Below are 15,260 nucleotides of genomic sequence, written 5' to 3'. Positions count from 1 at the left end.
GGGCGGCTATAAAAAATCGCGGCGTTCGATCCGCCGAGACCCGCCCCTGGGGGCGGCGCTTAGCTTCGGAGTTTCCGAATGCGCTTTTCGGTCGGCGGGTGCGTCGCGAACAGCGTCTGCAAGAGCCCCTTCTCCGAATTGAAGATACACAGCGCGCTGACGCTGTCGTCGACCTGTGATTCGCGACCCTGCGCTCCCTGTGAGATCTTCTCGAGGGCGCGGGCCAGCGGGTCGCCGCTGCCGATGTACCGGCGGGCGTCCTCATCGGCGACGTACTCGCGGTACCGCGAAATGGCCAGTACGAAGACCATCACGAGCATCTGGGCGATGTTCGAGATGACCATTCCGACGATGAAACTCCCGACGTTGCGCTCGTCGCCCATCATGTAGACCATGTAGGCGACCCAGCCGACCATCATGGCGATGGAACTACCCAACACCATGGCGACGACGTCGCGGTTTTTGATATGGGCGAGTTCGTGGGCGATCACGCCCTCGAGTTCGTCGCGCTGGAGGAGGCGGATGAGTTCCGTCGAGACGACGACGACGCCGTTACCTTTCCGACCGGTCGCGAAGGCGTTGGGGACACCCATATCCATGACCATCAGTTTGGGCTTTTTGATGCCCATATCCCGACAGAGCGAGTCAACTGTCCGATGGATATCCTGATACTGGCCGTCTTCGGGCATCGGTTCGGCCCGTCTGGTCGCGGACCACGTCCCGATCTTGTACTGGATGACCGGCAACACGAGAAGTCCCAGGAGAACGAAGGGCCACGCGCCGAAGCCGAACATCGCCAGGCCGAAGGCTCCGACGAGCATGTAGAACGCGAACAGGATCGAGCCGACGATCGCCATTCGCACTTTCAATCCGAAATCCGTCATAGATGACTGTAAGTACCGACTCGGCATAAATTACGCGGACTCCGATTGTTAGCCACTCCACATTATCGGGGACCGGTCGGGATAAAGACACAACTAATAAGTCGGATCGGGCCAGTCCACCGTACATGCGTCTCGCCGCTCACCCGATCGCCGGTTCCGTCGTGAGTGGCATCCGCCCTCGTTTTCTCAAACGTAAACGTGCGTAGGTGTGCTCGTTGCGGGCTGGCAACCCGTCTCGGGGACGATTCGACCGCGCACGATCGATTCCAGTAACCACCCGCCGATCGGCACCGATACGCCGCCGATCGTGCTGGCAACGCGACCCAAGAGACCACACGACACATGAGTTCAACTCTCGACCTTTCGGGCGTCTTCCCGGCGATGTGTACGCCCTTCGACGACGCGGACCGAATCGACTTCGAAACACTGCGGACCGATGCCCAGCGCCTCGAGGCCGCGGGCGTCGACGGACTCGTTCCCGTCGGCTCGACCGGCGAGTCGGCGACCCTGACCCACGACGAACACGTACAGGTCGTCGAGGCGGTCATCGAGGCCGTCGACGACGTCCCCGTCATCGCCGGGACGGGATCGAACAATACGCGCGAGGCGCTCGAACTCTCCGAACGCGCCGCCGACGCGGGTGCCGACGGCCTGTTGCTCATCTCGCCGTACTACAACAAGCCCGAGCAACGCGGACTGCTCGAGCACTACCGAACGGTCGCGGACGCCGTCGACCTGCCACAGATCGTCTACAACGTGCCCTCGCGGACGGGGCGGAACATCGAGCCCGACACCGTCGTCGAACTCGCGAGCCACGACACCATCGCGGGGTTCAAGGCCGCCAGCGGCGATCTGGGCCAGATCGGCGAGATCGCCGAGCGAACGGCCGACGAGGCGTTCGCCGTCCTCTCGGGCGACGACGCGCTCACCCTCCCGACGATCTCCGTCGGCGGAACCGGGACGATCAGCGTCGCGGCGAACATCGAGCCCGAGCGCACGTGCGCGATGGTCGGTGCGGCGCTCGACGGCGACTACGCCCGCGCTCGAGCGATCCACCACGAACTCGGGCCGCTCTTCCGCGAACTCTTCGTCGAGACCAACCCGATCCCGGTCAAGGAGGCCATGCGAATCCGCGGCTACGGTCCCGCTCGCATGCGGTCGCCGCTCACCCGACTGGCAGCGGAGTACCGCGAGGACCTCGAGGCAGTACTCGCCGATCTCGAGCGCGATACGACGGAACTCGCCGACGCGGCGGAGGGTGAGCGATGACGACGCGAATCGGCGTCACCGGCGCGACCGGCCGCATGGGCCGGGAAGTGATCGCCGCGGCGACGGGCCGCGAGGACTGCGAGGTCGTCTTTGCCGTCAACCGGGAGCCCGCCGGGGGGACCGTCGACGGCGTCGAGATCGAGCCCGCAGCCGAGTTCGAATCGCTGGTCACCGATCGGGAGCCGACCGTCGTGATCGATTTCACCGGGCCGGAGTCGGCCGCCGACTACGTCGCGGCCTGTGCCGACGCCGGCGTCGCGTTCGTCACCGGGACGACCGGCTTCGACGATGAGGGGTACGAGGCGCTCGAGGTGGCCAGCGAAGACACCGCCGTCCTCCACGCGCCGAACTTTGCCCGGGGAGTCCAGGCGCTGGTCAACGTCGTCGGCGAGGCCGTCCGGAACCTGCCCGGCTACGACGTGGAACTCGTCGAGACCCACCACAACGCGAAGCGCGATGCCCCGAGCGGGACCGCGAACCGTCTGCTCGAGGAGATCGAGGCAAACGGCGACTTCGGCGGTCGCACGCACGGCCGCGAGGGCGAGGCTCCACGGGAGACGGGCGAGATCGGCATCCACGCGCTGCGGGCGGGTGATATCACGGGCGAACACGAGATCGTCCTCGCGGGCAACCACGAGGAGGTACGGCTCACGCACCGCGCCGAGGATCGCGGCGTCTTCGCCGCGGGCGCGGTCGACGCGGCGGTCTGGATCGCCGGACAGAAGGCAGGGTGGTACGACTTCGCAGACGTGATCAGCGAATGAGCGCACTCGAAACCGAAATCGGCGAGCTGTGGGAGCGCAAGCAAAACGGCGATGTCAACGCCGAGAGCGCCGGCGAAGACGCGTACGCGACGCTCGAGGCCTTCCTCGACGCCCTCGAGTCCGGCGAGGTCCGCGCCGCCGAGAAACGGGGCGGCGAGTGGGAGGCAAACAAGTGGGTCAAACAGGGTATCCTACTGAATTTCGGCCTTCGGGAGATCCAGCAGTACGACCACGGCGGAACCACGTACAACGACGTGCTACCGCTTGCGGACGCGAGCGAGTACGGCGACCGCGGGAGCCGGAACACGCCCGACGGGACCGTCGTCCGCCGCGGCGCGAACATCGGCTCGGACTGCATCCTGATGAGCCCCGCCTTCGTCAACATCGGCGCTCGCGTCGGCGACGGCACCCTCGTCGACTCCTGCGATACGGTGGGCTCCTGTGCTCAGATCGGCGACAACGTCAAACTCGGCGCGAACACGCTCATCGGCGGCGTCTTAGAGCCGGTCGAAGACGCGCCAGTCATCGTCGAGGACAACGTGTCACTGGGTGCAGGTTGTCGGGTCACCAGCGGTTTCGTCGTCGGCGAGAACAGCGTCGTCGGCGAGAACACGCTCCTGACGCCGCGCATTCCGGTCTACGACCTCGTCGAGGAGGAGGTCCTCTACGGGGAACTGCCCGCCGACCGGCGGGCCTTCACCCGCTTCGTCGAGTCCTCGATCAGCGACCACGACCTCTTCGAGGGCGGCGCGTACAAGCCCGCCGTCGTCGCCACCGACCTCGAGACGGAAACGCTCGAGGCGACCGAGCGCGAGGACGCGCTGCGGGAGTAACTGTTCCGCGTCAGGGCCGGTCGCGACGCCCGTCGTCGCTCGCGTGGCTCACTTCGAGCCGCCGCGAGAGGCTGATAAGTAGCCAGAGCCCCGCCAGCGGCGCGAGGTACGTCAGCACGAGATCGACGCCGCGTGACACTGTCGACGCGTCGTCATGTCCGGCCAGATACACGCGGTAGTGCGTCCCGTTCTTGAGTTGGATCGGCGTTTCCGGGACGTCTACCTCGCCGTGTGCTCGAGCGCCGCCGTCCCGTGCGGCTTCGATGACGGTTGGCGACAGGTCGTCCGCTGTCACGTGGCGGCTCACGGCTTCCAGCGCCTGATCGGGCTCGGTCCGCTCCAGAGCCAACTCGACGCGATACATGCCGTCTTCCCGCTGTGCCGAACGGTTGGCAACGTACGTCGGCTCGTATACGGCGCCGTCGATCCGGACGTATCGGTAACGTTCGTCGATGGGTGGCCGCGTGTCGCCCGGATTGCTGGCGTAGATTCCCGTGGGGACAGTCGTGTTATCGAGAACGACCCGCTCGAGCGCGCAGGGACGGGCCTCCAAGGAGTCCGAACAGGCGATTTCGTCGCTGATGGGGCCGGAGATAGATTCGGTCGCCGTTGGGTATTCGATAGCCGTTCCGTTGGTCGTCACTTCGGCGCGCTCGTACTGATAGACCGGTCCGCCGACCGGTAGTTGCGTGACCCATACCGGTGCAGTGAGTAGCCCGAGCGCGACGACGATCAAAACGAGGTCACGACGGGCCGGTGTCAAGCGGCGGTTGGAGGGCATCGAACCTAACTTCTCAACACGGCGAAATAATAGTTGAGTGTCGACGGGCTGAGTTGCCGGCCGGCGATAGCGGTGTTTCGTCCGCTGGTCGCCGTTCCCGGCGGCGACGGCGACCAGCAAAGACGAACGAAACCCAAACGTTGAATCCGCACGGCCACGTGAGCACGATAATGACTGACGTTGGGGGGTCACCACCCGTCCGCCGCCTCTCCGAGTGGGACGCGGCCGAACTGCAACCGCTCGCCGCGGAGTACGGCTCGCCGCTGTACGTCCTCGACCTCGAGCGCGTCCGCCAGAATTACCGGCGGCTCGAGGCCGCCTTTCCCGACGCCGACGTTCTCTACGCGGTGAAGGCGAACGCGCTGGGCGACGTGCTGTCGACGCTGTACGAGGAGGGCGCCGGCCTCGAGTGTGCCTCCGCCGGCGAAGTACAGCGCGCGCTCGCGGCGGGTGCGCCCGGCTCCGAGATACACTATACGGCGGTTAACCCGCCCGCGGGCGATCTCGACTGGATCGTCGACGCCTGGGCGGAGCACCCCGACCTGACGGTCACCGCCGGCTCCGTGGACACGATCGATCGACTGGCCGATCGGGGGTACGACGGGCGGCTCTGTCTGCGAGTCAACCCCGGCATCGATGCCGGCCACCACGAGAAGGTACGGACGGGCGCAGCGGCGAAGTTCGGCGTCCCCGCCGAGCGTGCGGTCGACGTACTCGAAGACGCCGCCGGTCGCGGCTTCGACGTCGTCGGCGTTCACGCCCACGTCGGCTCCGGCGTTTCCAGCGAGCAACGCGACGCTCACCGGGAGTTCGTCGCGCGGATGGGGGATCTCGCCCGGGACGCCGCAGGGGCCGTCGGCGGCCTCGAGTTCGTCGACATCGGCGGCGGCTTCGGCGTGCCCTATCGCGAGGACGAGGACCCGTTAAACCTCGAGTCGGTCGCGGACGCGACGCGGGACGCGCTCGGCAAGGTCGACGCGGCGTTGACGATCGAACCCGGCCGCTACTTCGTCGCGGACGCGGGCGTGCTCCTCACGACGGTGAACACGGTCAAGGCTGCCCGCGAGACGACCGTCACCGGCGTCGACGCGGGGCTGACGACGTTACTCCGGCCGGCGATGTACGACGCGTACCATCCGATCCGGAACCTGACCGCCGACGCGAACGAGCGTGGCTCCTCCCGTGAACGGAGCCCCCAGACCGTCGCCGGCCCCATCTGCGAGAGCGGCGACGTTTTCTGTACTGCCCGTGACCTCCCGGACAGCGAACGCGGGGATCGCCTCGCGATCGGCAACGCGGGGGCCTACGGCTACGAGATGGCGTCCCAGTACAACACCCGACCCCGACCCGCGTCGGTCGTCCTCGACGACGGCGACGTGCGACTCGCGCGCCGCCGCGAGACGATCGCCGACGTGACGCGACCGGAGCGCGAGGCACTTCGCTCCTCGAGCGCGGACCGAAAGACCGACCACGACCGAGCGACCGACACCGACAACGAACGCGACCGATAGCACGATGAGTATCCCATTCCAGAAGTACCACGGCACCGGCAACGACTTTCTAATTATCCACGCGGACGAACACGTCCCCGATCGGGGCGCGCTCGCCGAACGCGAGTGCGACCGGACCGACGGCGTCGGTGCCGACGGCATCCTCTTTCTCGCACTCGAGGAGCAGTTCAACCCGCCACGCGTCGTGATGACGCTGGTCCAGCCCGACGGCGCGACGGCACCCATGTGCGGCAACGGCGCTCGCTGTGCCGCCGAGTGGGCGATGGATCGGACGGGCACCGACAGCGTGATGATCGATACCCAAGCGGGAACCCTGCGCGCCGAGCGCGACGGCGAGGCCATCGTCGTCGAGATGACCGAACTCACGTTCGTTCCCGACGAGGTGCCGGTCGACGCCGACGAACCGGTCCTCCGGGAGGAGATCGAGGGGCTCGAGGTCTCGGCCGTCAACACCGGCGTCCCCCACGCGGTGAGCTTCGTCGACGACGTCGACGATGTCGATCTCGAGACGATTGCGCCGCCGGTTCGCTACGCCGACGTCTTTCCGAAGGGGACGAACGTCTGCGTGGCCAGTCCGGACGGTTCGGGCGGGTTCCGCCAGCGAACCTACGAGCGCGGCGTCGAGGGCGAGACCGACTCCTGTGGTACCGGTGCGGTCGCCATCGCCGTCGCGGCGCGTCGTCTCGGTCTCACCGACGCCGATCCGGTCGCCGTCAGCCCGCCGGGCGGCGACCTGCAGGTGAGCTTCAACGACCGCGGGCGGCCGACGCTCGCCGGCCCCGTCGAACACGAGTTCGACGGCGAAGTGGCCGTCGAATCCCCGGTCGAGCCGTGACGGACGCTGATATGGGGAGCGCCGACGCGTTCGATCCGATCGACTTCCTCGAGACCGCCGTCCAGCACGCTTCCCACGAGAACGTCGGCCCGATGCGGGAGTTCCTCTGCGAGACGCTCGCCGACCGGGGGATCGAGCCCCGCGTCGACGACGCCGGGAACGTCCTGGCGAACCGCGGCCGAGCGCTCGAGGACGCCGAGACCCACGTCGTTTTGAATACCCACATCGATACGGTCTCGCCGCACGTCCCCTTCGACCGCGACGCGGACGCTCCGGACGCCGACGGTGCCCCGGTCGTTCGCGGCCGCGGCTCCTGTGACGCGAAGGGGCCGCTCGCAGCGTTGCTCTCGGCGTTCTTCGCGGTCGAACCGACCGCCGGCCGCGTCACGCTCGCGGTCACGCCCGACGAGGAGGTCCTTTCGACGGGGGCCCACGCGCTCGTCTCGAGCGAGCAGCCGCCCACGCGGGACGCCGACGCGGTGATCGTCGGCGAGCCCACCGACCTCGACGTCTGTACGGCCGCGAAGGGACGGTTTCAGGGCACGATCCACCTCTCCGGTGCCAACGCCCACGCCGCCGAACCCGACACCGGGAGCAATGCGGTCGCCGCCCTCGAGTCCGTCCTCGCGGCGATCCGGACGTTCGGCGAGCGCGACGACGCGCCGCCGACCCACCCGCAACTCGGCGCGGCGACGCTGACGCCGACCGTCGTCGAGGGCGGCGAGGCGACCAATCAGGTGCCCGCCGAGTGCGCGCTGACGGTCGACCGCCGGAGCGTGCCGCCGGAGACGGCCGACGACTTCCACGCGTCGCTGACCGCCCACCTGCGGGCCGCCGTCCCCGACGACGTGGGCCTCGCGTTCCGGTTTACCGACCGACCGACGCCGTTTCTCGAGGCGTGGGAGACCGACCCCGACGCGGCGGTCGTCGACGTCCTCGCGGATGCCGCCGGCGGCGCGGTGCGTCCGTTCACCGCGGCGACGGAGGCCTCCTACTTCGCGTCCGCGGCCCCGACGGTCGTCTTCGGACCCGGCGTCCTCGCCGACGACGAGGGAGCCGTCGCACACGCCCCGCGCGAGTACGTCCGCGTCGAAGCCGTCCGCGAAGCGGCGCGGGCGCTCGAGGCCACGGTGACCGAACTGATCGGATAACGGTCTCCGCCTGGCGGCTGCAGCCGAGACTCGATCCGGCTCGTATCCGTTTCCTCCGCGCTGACGATACCGGCGAGCAACGACCCGTCCTCGCGCACGATTCCTGGCCGATCGACCGCACTTTTTTACCGGTCTCACGTCTGTCTCGAGACGAACCGTGGTCCCCACTGTCGCCGCACTCTCCGGACCGGTACGTACTGGCATTGCGACGCCGGCGAGCGCGTCGAACGCGTTCGTCGGATCGCCGCTCTCGCAAGCGGCGTCCGTTACGCTCGCCTGGATGGCGATCACCGTCGTCGCCGCGGCCGTCCTGTTGATCGGGGCGCCGAAAGCGATGCGCGGGCTTCGTGACGACATCGTTACCGAGCCGGACACGACGTTCGCCGTCGGGTTCGTCGCCCTCTTCGGCTTGCTCGTCTGTTCCGGACTGCCGCTGTTCGTCGGCACGTCGCTCGAGCACTCGGGGTTGATCGCGGTCGGCCTGATCGTGGCCACGCCGGGACTGCTCGCGTGTGTCGCGTTGTTGCTCGGTGGCGGCTGCGTCGGCACCGTCGCCGTCGGCGATCGGCTCGGCGACCGGCTCGGATCGGGAGCGCCGTCGGCGTGGCGGGCGCTCGGCATCGGACTCCTTGCGCTCGGTGGCAGCCAACTCGTCCCGATCGCCGGCACGATCGCGACGATCGCGGTGGCGAGCGTCGGCAGCGGTGCGATCGTCAATTACGGGACCGAGGCGTGGCGCGGCGAGCCGTTGCTCGGGGCGTCGACCGACGCTCGCACCGATCGCCGGACGGCGGCTCGGTCGGCAGCGCCGTCGGAACGGGACCGGTCGGAACGGCGTGCCTCGAGCGACCCCACCGACGACGACGGGGACGCGAACTCGATCCCGGCCGTGTCCGGGACTCGATCGAGCGGAGAAGCCGGCCACTGCGGGGACGCAGCGTGGGGGCTCGAGAACGGTGAGACGGATCTCGAGGCCGGTAACCCAGCGGCAGACGAGCATCGAGGCACTGAGGAGGCGTCGCGGGACGGTCGTGGCGGCGAGCGCCGGAATGACGCGAACTGATCGATCGGCGGCAGCGGTGCAGCCACGCGTTTCCCGCCCCGCCGAAGGATCGGTCACGCGTAGGTCAGATAGTTCGTGAGATAGACGGTCGCGTTGAAGCAGCCGTGGATCAGCGCGGGAACGAGCAGCGTCCCGCTGCACTCGTAGAGGACCCCGAAGTACAGACCCAGCGTCGTTACCGTCCCGAGGCTGACGACGACTGCGCTGGGTTCCGAACCTATGTAGACCGGCAGGTGAACTGCGCCGAAGACGAGCCCGGTCAGCACCACCGCGACCGCCGTCGGGAACGTCTCTCTGAGCCGCGACTGGAGGATGCCCCGGAACAGGAGTTCCTCGCCCGGCCCCGTCAACAGGACCGCGAGCGGAATCCCGAGGAGGAACAGGACCGGATACTCCCGGCCGGCCTCGATCCCGGAGTGGGTCGTCCCCTCGCTGCCGCCGAGCGGTTCGATCAGGTCGACGACCTGCTGGTAGCCGACGACCGCAACGAACGCGCCGACGAGGCCGACGACCACCCAGCCGAGGTCCCAGCGGGTCGGTCGCCGAAGCCGGAGGAAGTCGACGATGAACTCCCGATCGAACCCGTGCCGGCGGACGATCAGATACGACACGGCGGTCCCACCCGCCCCGACGACGTTGAACGCCACCGAGAGCCCGATTTCGTCGACCGTTTCCGTGCTGTACCCCAGAAGGGAGAGGTGACCGATCGTACCGATTCCCGCGGCCGTGCCGCTGAGATAACCCAGCAACCCGACCGCGAGACAGACGCCGATCGCCCGGCCACCGCGCTTGACCCGCGACCCGATCCGCTGACTCCGTTGGCTCGAGGACACACGATCACGTTGCCGGGAGACACAAAAATAGGTACTGACACGTCGGGGCACTGGCGACTGGCGTCGCGGCGACCCTACTCGAGGTCGTCGACCAGCGCGCCCGCGACGCCGGTGTAGTCCGCCGGCGTCAACGCCGTCAGTTCCTCGCGGACGTTCGTGTCGACGTCGAGGTCGTCGAACAGTTCGCGGAAGTCCGCGAGGGTAACGTCTTTCCCGCGGGTAACGGCCTTGACGCGCTCGTAGGCGTCTGCCTGTCCCTCGCGCCGGAGGATGGTCTGGACGGCCTCGCCGATGATCTCGGGCGTGTCCGCGAGCTCGTCGCGCATGACCTGCTCGTTGGGGACGACCTTCGAGAGGCCCGCAGCGGTCTTGCCGTAGCCGATCAGGCAGTGGGCGAAGGCCCCGCCGATGTTGCGCTTGACCGTCGAGTCCGAGAGGTCGCGCTGGAGCCGGGAGGTGGTGACGTAGTCCGCGAGGAAGGTGAGATCCGAGTTGGCCTTCGAGAGGTTGCCCTCGCTGTTCTCGAAGTCGATCGGGTTGACCTTGTGGGGCATCGTCGAGGAGCCGGTTTCGCCTTCGACGGCCTCCTGGCCCAGATAGCGGTCGGAGACGTAGAGCCACATATCCAGATCGAGGTCGAGCAAGACGGTGTTGGCCCCGCGGACGGCGTCGAACAGCGCCGCGAGGTCGTCACAGGGATTGACCTGCGTCGTCAGCGGCTCGAACTCGAGGCCCAAGCCCGTGACGAACTCCCGCGCGAACGCCGGCCAGTCGACGTCCGGATACGCTGCGACGTGGGCCGCGTAGGTGCCCGACGCGCCGCCGAGCTTCCCTCGGAGGTCGTCGGTCGCCCGCCGAATGTGACCGGTCGCCCGACCCAGTCGCGCGGCGTAGACGGCCATCTCCTTGCCGAAGGTAGTCGGCGTGGCAGGCTGGCCGTGGGTGCGCGCGAGCATCGGGAGCGCGCGGTAGTCACGTGCCATGTCGGCGAGGGTGTCCCGCACGTCGTACAGCTGTGGCAAAAGCACCTCGTCGACTGCATCGCGGACGAGCAGCCGGTGGGCGAGGTTGTTCACGTCCTCGCTGGTCAGCCCGAAGTGGATCCACGGCGAGGCGTCGCTGCCTTCGGGAAGTCGGAGCCGGACGAAGTATTCGACGGCCTTGACGTCGTGGTTCGTCGCCTCGAACTCGGCGTGCCCCTCCGTCTCGAGTTTCTTGATCAACTGGGCGTCCTCCTCGGCGAAGTGCTGGTAGAGGCCCCGCAGGTGGTTGCGATCGTCGAGATCGAGTTCGAGCGGCGTCGCCTCGAGTTCCGCCAGCGCGATCAGGTACTCGACTTCGACGCGAACGCGGGCGCGCATGAGCGCGGCCTCGCTCGCGTACGGCGACAGCGGTGCGGTCCGGCCGTCGTACCGGCCGTCCAGCGGCGAGACGGCGTACAGGGCGTCGGTCTCGGTCATACTGGCCGTTGGTCCGGGCCGTCGCAAAAGCGTATCGATACCGTGACCCGTTCGAGACCACGAGCGTGCATACCTCCGCACGGCCAATGGCTAATGTGGCCGTAATAATGCACAAGTGTGCATATGTCGGCGCTCGAGACCGCAACCACTTTGCCGCTCGCGGGTGCGGACTAGACCATGACGCGAATCGCCGGGATGGCCGGCAACCGAGGGCGCAACCTGTTGAACATCGCCGACCGCGAGCCGGGCGGAGCCGAGTTCGCCGTCGTCCTGACGACCGACCCGGACGCGCCGGTGCTCGAGGCCGCCGCCGAGCGCGACATCCCGACCGAGGTCGTCCCGCTCGCCGACGAACTGAGCCGCCGCGAGCACGAGGAGGCAGTGCTCGAGGCGCTGTCCGACTACGAGTTCGACCTCGTCTGTCTGGACGGCTACATGCGAATCCTCTCGAATACCTTCCTCGACGAGATGCCGACGACGCTGAACGTCCACCCCGCACTGTTGCCGTCGTTCCCCGGCATGGACGCCTGGGGCGACGCGCTCGAGGCCGGCGTCTCGGTGACGGGCTGTACGGTCCACGTGGTCACGGACGCGACCGACGAGGACGGGGCGGTCGTCGAGGAACAAGTCGACGCCGGTCCGATCGTCACGCAGGAACCGATCCCGGTCTACGAGGGCGACGACGAGGAGACGCTGAAGGATCGCGTGCTCTACGAGTGCGAGTTCCGCGCCTACCCGCGAGCCGTGAAGTGGTTCGCGGAGGGTGCGATGGAGGTAGACCTCGCGGCAGGCGAGGTATCGGTCGACGCCGACGTTGCGACCGCCGAGGGAGACGACCACGACGGCCTCCCGGCGCGACGGCTGGTCTCCGACGATCGCGCGGAGACGCTGCGCTACGGCGAAAACCCCCATCAGGACGCCGCGGTCTACACCGACTACACCTGCGACGAGGCCAGCGTCGTCCACGCCGACCAGTTGAACGAGGGCGCGAAGGCGCTGTCGTACAACAACTACAACGACGCCGATGGCGCGCTCGATCTGATCAAGGAGTTCGACGAGCCCGCCGCGGCGGTCATCAAACACACCAATCCGGCGGGCTGTGCGACCGCCGACTCGCTCTCCGAGGCCTACGAGAACGCCCTCTCGACGGACCCGATGAGCGCCTTCGGCGGCATCGTCGCGCTGAATCGCGAGTGTGACGCCGCGACCGCCGAGCAGATCGTCGACTCGTTCAAGGAAGTCGTCGTCGCGCCCGGCTACACCGACGCCGCGCTCGAGGTCCTCTTCGAGAAGGACAACCTCCGCGTCCTCGATGTCGGCGACCTGAACGAGACGCGTACCGAACGCTTCACGGAGAAGCCCCTCGTCGGCGGACGACTCGTCCAGGAACGGGATCTGCAGTCGATCTCGGCCGCCGACCTCGAGATCGTCACCGAGCGCGACCCGACCGACGCGGAACTCGAGACGATGGTCTTCGCGTGGCAGACCCTCAAACACGTCAAATCAAACGGCATCTGCTTCGCCGACGGCACGGAGACGGTCGGCATCGGCATGGGGCAGGTCTCCCGCGTCGACGCGGTCCGACTGGCGGCGATGAAAGCCGACGAGCACGCCGAGGGCAAGGACGCCGAGGGCGCGGTCATGGCCTCGGACGCCTTCTTCCCGTTCCCGGACGGGATCGAGGAGGCCGCCGAGGCGGGCATCGAAGCGGTGATCCAACCGGGTGGCTCGGTCAACGACGAGGACGTGATCGAGGCCGCGGACGAACACGGCATGGCGATGGCGTTTACCGGCCAGCGGTCGTTCAGACACGACTGAACGAAGCGACGGCGTACCCGACGTTTCGGCGGCACTGACCGACAGCGGTCCGTTTCAGTGTCCGATCCCTGGGACTCGGATGCGGCCGACCGTCTCGCCCAGCCAGTCGCCGACCCACGCGCCGATCATGGCGATGACGACGGCAAATCCGACACTGAGAAGCGAAAACCCGGCCGCGATCGCGACGATGAACGCACGAAACCACGGTGGCGAGACGGGTTCAGTGACGATGTACACCACCATGTCGCCGAACTGCCAGAGGACCGGCAACGCACCGATGATCCCGACCCGAGTCGCGACTCGAGAGCGATCGGTCGCCCCCGATCCGTAGAGGTAGCCCGCGAGCAGGCCGGCGTAAAACACCGGTCCGAAATCGATCTCGCTCCCCGTCTGCACGTAACTGGCGGTCGTAAACGGCAGCGCGGCGACGCCGGCGATGAGTGCCACTCGCCACGCGTCGTCTTCGAGCAGGGATCGGTGGATCGGAGTACGGCTCACGATCACTTCTTGTGTCTGTCGGATTATAAATCCAATGCATCGACACGACTGTCCCATCGTCGATAGCGGCCCGTCGGACCGCGGCTGTGAGAACTCAGTGGCGAGCGGATCGTCATCGTACGACCGCGTGACGTGTCGCGGTCGATGCCACGAAGCTATCAGCGGTGTCCCCGTTCGTGTGGCTATGATCGCGAATCGTGATCGCCTCGCCGCGAGCGAGGCCCGCGAGATCGCACTCGAGTGCGTCGAGGCCGGTATCGAGGCGGGCCATCCCCGAACGGTCGTCCACGATACCGTCGCGCTCGAGGGCGAGACGCTCCGTATCGCCGACGCGACGTACGACCTCCGCGAGTACGATGCCCTCGTCGTCCTCGGCGGCGGCAACGCCGCGGCACACGTCGCCGTCGCGCTCGAGGCGATCCTGGGCGACCGAATCGATGGCGGCATCGTCGTCACGGACGACCCCGTCGAGACCGAGCGCGTGACGGTCCGGGTGGGTGACCACCCGATACCGAGCACCCGCGGCGTCGACGCTGCGGACGATGTCCTCGCAGCGGCGGCCGCGGCCGACGGGGACACGCTCGTGCTGGCGGCGATCACCGGCGGCGGGAGCGCCCTCATGCCCGCACCCGCGGGGGACCTTTCCCTCGACGATCTCCGGACGACTACCGACGCCCTGCTCGCCAGCGGGGCCGACATCGGCGACATCAACGCGGTCCGCAAGCACCTCTCGGCGCTGAAGGGTGGCCGGCTGGCGCGCCGCGCCGCCCCCGCGACGGTCGCTTCGCTGGTCCTCAGCGACGTGGTGGGGAACGACCCGAGCGTGATCGCCAGCGGCCCCGTTGCGCCCGACGGGTCGACCTTCGACGACGCGCTCGCGGTCTGCGAGCGGTACGAAATCGACGCCCCTGGCCCCGTCCAGGCTCGCCTCGAGCACGGGGCGGCCGGCGAGATCGCCGAAACGCCCGGCCCCGACGACGCGGCGTTCGAGACCGTGTCGAACCACATCGTCGCGGACGGCATGACCACCCTCGACGCGGCTCGCGACGCGGCGGCCGAGCGGGGGTACGAGACGCTCGTTCTTTCGTCGCGCGTTCGCGGTGAGGCTCGCGACGCGGCCGCAACCCACGTCGCGATCGCGGAGGAGGTGCTGGCGACCGGCAGGCCGGTCGCGCCGCCGGCCGTCGTGCTTTCCGGGGGCGAAACGACAGTGACGGTCCGGGGCGACGGAACGGGCGGACCGAACCAGGAGTTCGCGGCGAGCGCGGCGCTCGAACTCGCGGACGGTGGCGACATCGAAGACGGAGGCGAAATCGCGGTCGCTGCGGTCGACACCGACGGCAGCGACGGGGCGACCGACACGGCGGGCGCACTGGTCGACGGGACGACCGTCGCCGACTCCGACGCGGCGCGCGAGGCCCTTGCAGAAAACGACGCCTATCCGTACCTCGAGTCTCGGGACGGGCTGCTCTTCACGGGCCCCACGGGAACGAACCTGAACGACCTGCGGGTCATCGGTATCAAGTAGACCGCATACGGCCCGGAACGACTCGAGCCGGC

14 protein-coding genes are annotated in these 15,260 nt (G+C 68.1%); 9 read left to right on the top strand and 5 right to left on the bottom strand.

The features are described 5' to 3' along the window. Window positions 1–59: 59 nt before the first annotated feature. Window positions 60–884, bottom strand: coding sequence for a M48 family metallopeptidase (locus ALTAJ2_RS17695; RefSeq protein WP_007107966.1), 825 nt, complete (start codon window positions 882–884; stop codon window positions 60–62). A 342-nt stretch (window positions 885–1,226) separates the two neighbouring features. Here ALTAJ2_RS17695 and dapA point away from each other — a divergent pair, with 342 nt between their 5' ends. Genes dapA through ALTAJ2_RS17680 form a run of 3 tightly spaced genes read left to right on the top strand, consistent with a single transcriptional unit; the run spans window position 1,227 to window position 3,750 of the window. Further along, window positions 1,227–2,153, top strand: coding sequence for a 4-hydroxy-tetrahydrodipicolinate synthase (gene dapA, locus ALTAJ2_RS17690; RefSeq protein WP_007107965.1), 927 nt, complete (start codon window positions 1,227–1,229; stop codon window positions 2,151–2,153). After that, window positions 2,150–2,917 (top strand): 4-hydroxy-tetrahydrodipicolinate reductase, encoded by a 768-nt coding sequence (gene dapB / locus ALTAJ2_RS17685; protein WP_007107964.1) that lies wholly within the window; start codon window positions 2,150–2,152, stop codon window positions 2,915–2,917. Before dapA ends, dapB begins: the two co-directional genes overlap by 4 nt. Further along, the gene (locus ALTAJ2_RS17680) at window positions 2,914–3,750 is read left to right on the top strand and encodes a 2,3,4,5-tetrahydropyridine-2,6-dicarboxylate N-succinyltransferase (RefSeq protein WP_007107963.1); all 837 of its coding nucleotides are present in this window, start codon (window positions 2,914–2,916) and stop codon (window positions 3,748–3,750) included. Before dapB ends, ALTAJ2_RS17680 begins: the two co-directional genes overlap by 4 nt. A 10-nt stretch (window positions 3,751–3,760) precedes the next feature. Here ALTAJ2_RS17680 and ALTAJ2_RS17675 read toward each other — a convergent pair whose 3' ends face one another. Beyond that, window positions 3,761–4,531, bottom strand: a complete 771-nt coding sequence (locus tag ALTAJ2_RS17675; RefSeq protein WP_049899748.1) for a hypothetical protein — start codon at window positions 4,529–4,531, stop codon at window positions 3,761–3,763. A 170-nt stretch (window positions 4,532–4,701) separates the two neighbouring features. Between ALTAJ2_RS17675 and lysA the strand changes: the two genes are divergently transcribed. The 4 genes from lysA (at window position 4,702) to ALTAJ2_RS17655 (ending at window position 9,091) form a co-directional block, all read left to right on the top strand. Beyond that, window positions 4,702–6,042 carry a diaminopimelate decarboxylase gene (gene lysA, locus ALTAJ2_RS17670; RefSeq protein ID WP_007107961.1) on the top strand — a complete coding sequence of 447 codons (1,341 nt, stop codon included), beginning with the start codon at window positions 4,702–4,704 and terminating at the stop codon, window positions 6,040–6,042. A gap of 4 nt (window positions 6,043–6,046) precedes the next feature. Beyond that, the gene (gene dapF / locus ALTAJ2_RS17665; protein WP_007107960.1) at window positions 6,047–6,877 is read left to right on the top strand and encodes a diaminopimelate epimerase; all 831 of its coding nucleotides are present in this window, start codon (window positions 6,047–6,049) and stop codon (window positions 6,875–6,877) included. 11 nt (window positions 6,878–6,888) lie between these two features. Continuing rightward, a complete protein-coding gene (locus ALTAJ2_RS17660) occupies window positions 6,889–8,028 on the top strand; it encodes a M20 family metallopeptidase (protein WP_007107959.1) in 1,140 nt (379 codons plus the stop codon). Window positions 8,029–8,185: 157 nt separating this feature from the next. Next, a complete protein-coding gene (locus ALTAJ2_RS17655) occupies window positions 8,186–9,091 on the top strand; it encodes a hypothetical protein (protein ID WP_007107958.1) in 906 nt (301 codons plus the stop codon). Between the two features lie 53 nt (window positions 9,092–9,144). On the opposite strand, the gene ALTAJ2_RS17650 is transcribed toward ALTAJ2_RS17655, so the two are convergent. Together ALTAJ2_RS17650 and purB are read right to left on the bottom strand one after the other, a co-directional pair. Continuing rightward, a complete protein-coding gene (locus ALTAJ2_RS17650; protein ID WP_007107957.1) occupies window positions 9,145–9,924 on the bottom strand; it encodes a CPBP family intramembrane glutamic endopeptidase in 780 nt (259 codons plus the stop codon). A gap of 74 nt (window positions 9,925–9,998) precedes the next feature. Further along, window positions 9,999–11,384 carry an adenylosuccinate lyase gene (gene purB / locus ALTAJ2_RS17645; RefSeq protein WP_007107956.1) on the bottom strand — a complete coding sequence of 462 codons (1,386 nt, stop codon included), beginning with the start codon at window positions 11,382–11,384 and terminating at the stop codon, window positions 9,999–10,001. 177 nt (window positions 11,385–11,561) lie between these two features. Between purB and purH the strand changes: the two genes are divergently transcribed. After that, complete coding sequence (gene purH, locus ALTAJ2_RS17640; RefSeq protein WP_007107955.1) at window positions 11,562–13,202, top strand: bifunctional phosphoribosylaminoimidazolecarboxamide formyltransferase/IMP cyclohydrolase; 1,641 nt, start codon at window positions 11,562–11,564, stop codon at window positions 13,200–13,202. Window positions 13,203–13,256: 54 nt separating this feature from the next. On the opposite strand, the gene ALTAJ2_RS17635 is transcribed toward purH, so the two are convergent. After that, complete coding sequence (locus tag ALTAJ2_RS17635; RefSeq protein ID WP_049899745.1) at window positions 13,257–13,700, bottom strand: DUF5518 domain-containing protein; 444 nt, start codon at window positions 13,698–13,700, stop codon at window positions 13,257–13,259. A 184-nt stretch (window positions 13,701–13,884) separates the two neighbouring features. On the opposite strand from ALTAJ2_RS17635, the gene ALTAJ2_RS17630 reads away from it, so the two are divergent. Continuing rightward, a complete protein-coding gene (locus ALTAJ2_RS17630) occupies window positions 13,885–15,228 on the top strand; it encodes a glycerate kinase type-2 family protein (protein ID WP_007107953.1) in 1,344 nt (447 codons plus the stop codon). The last annotated feature ends 32 nt before the right edge of the window (window positions 15,229–15,260 follow it).

This window comes from Natrinema altunense (assembly GCF_000731985.1).
GTDB classification, from domain to species: Archaea; Halobacteriota; Halobacteria; order Halobacteriales; family Natrialbaceae; genus Natrinema; species Natrinema altunense.
The sequence above is the reverse complement of the archived record's forward strand: the minus strand, read 5'-3'. Positions and strand labels throughout refer to the sequence as shown.

Bases quoted from the DNA above. Each gene is read 5' to 3' on its own strand.
- ALTAJ2_RS17675 (WP_049899748.1), bottom strand. From the start codon at position 4,531: ATGCCCTCCAACCGCCGCTTGACACCGGCCCGTCGTGACCTCGTTTTG.
- purH (WP_007107955.1), top strand. From the start codon at position 11,562: ATGACGCGAATCGCCGGGATGGCCGGCAACCGAGGGCGCAACCTGTTG.
- ALTAJ2_RS17680 (WP_007107963.1), top strand. From the start codon at position 2,914: ATGAGCGCACTCGAAACCGAAATCGGCGAGCTGTGGGAGCGCAAGCAA.
- dapF (WP_007107960.1), top strand. From the start codon at position 6,047: ATGAGTATCCCATTCCAGAAGTACCACGGCACCGGCAACGACTTTCTA.
- lysA (WP_007107961.1), top strand. From the start codon at position 4,702: ATGACTGACGTTGGGGGGTCACCACCCGTCCGCCGCCTCTCCGAGTGG.
- ALTAJ2_RS17630 (WP_007107953.1), top strand. From the start codon at position 13,885: ATGATCGCGAATCGTGATCGCCTCGCCGCGAGCGAGGCCCGCGAGATC.
- ALTAJ2_RS17695 (WP_007107966.1), bottom strand. From the start codon at position 884: ATGACGGATTTCGGATTGAAAGTGCGAATGGCGATCGTCGGCTCGATC.
- ALTAJ2_RS17660 (WP_007107959.1), top strand. From the start codon at position 6,889: ATGGGGAGCGCCGACGCGTTCGATCCGATCGACTTCCTCGAGACCGCC.
- dapB (WP_007107964.1), top strand. From the start codon at position 2,150: ATGACGACGCGAATCGGCGTCACCGGCGCGACCGGCCGCATGGGCCGG.
- dapA (WP_007107965.1), top strand. From the start codon at position 1,227: ATGAGTTCAACTCTCGACCTTTCGGGCGTCTTCCCGGCGATGTGTACG.
- purB (WP_007107956.1), bottom strand. From the start codon at position 11,384: ATGACCGAGACCGACGCCCTGTACGCCGTCTCGCCGCTGGACGGCCGG.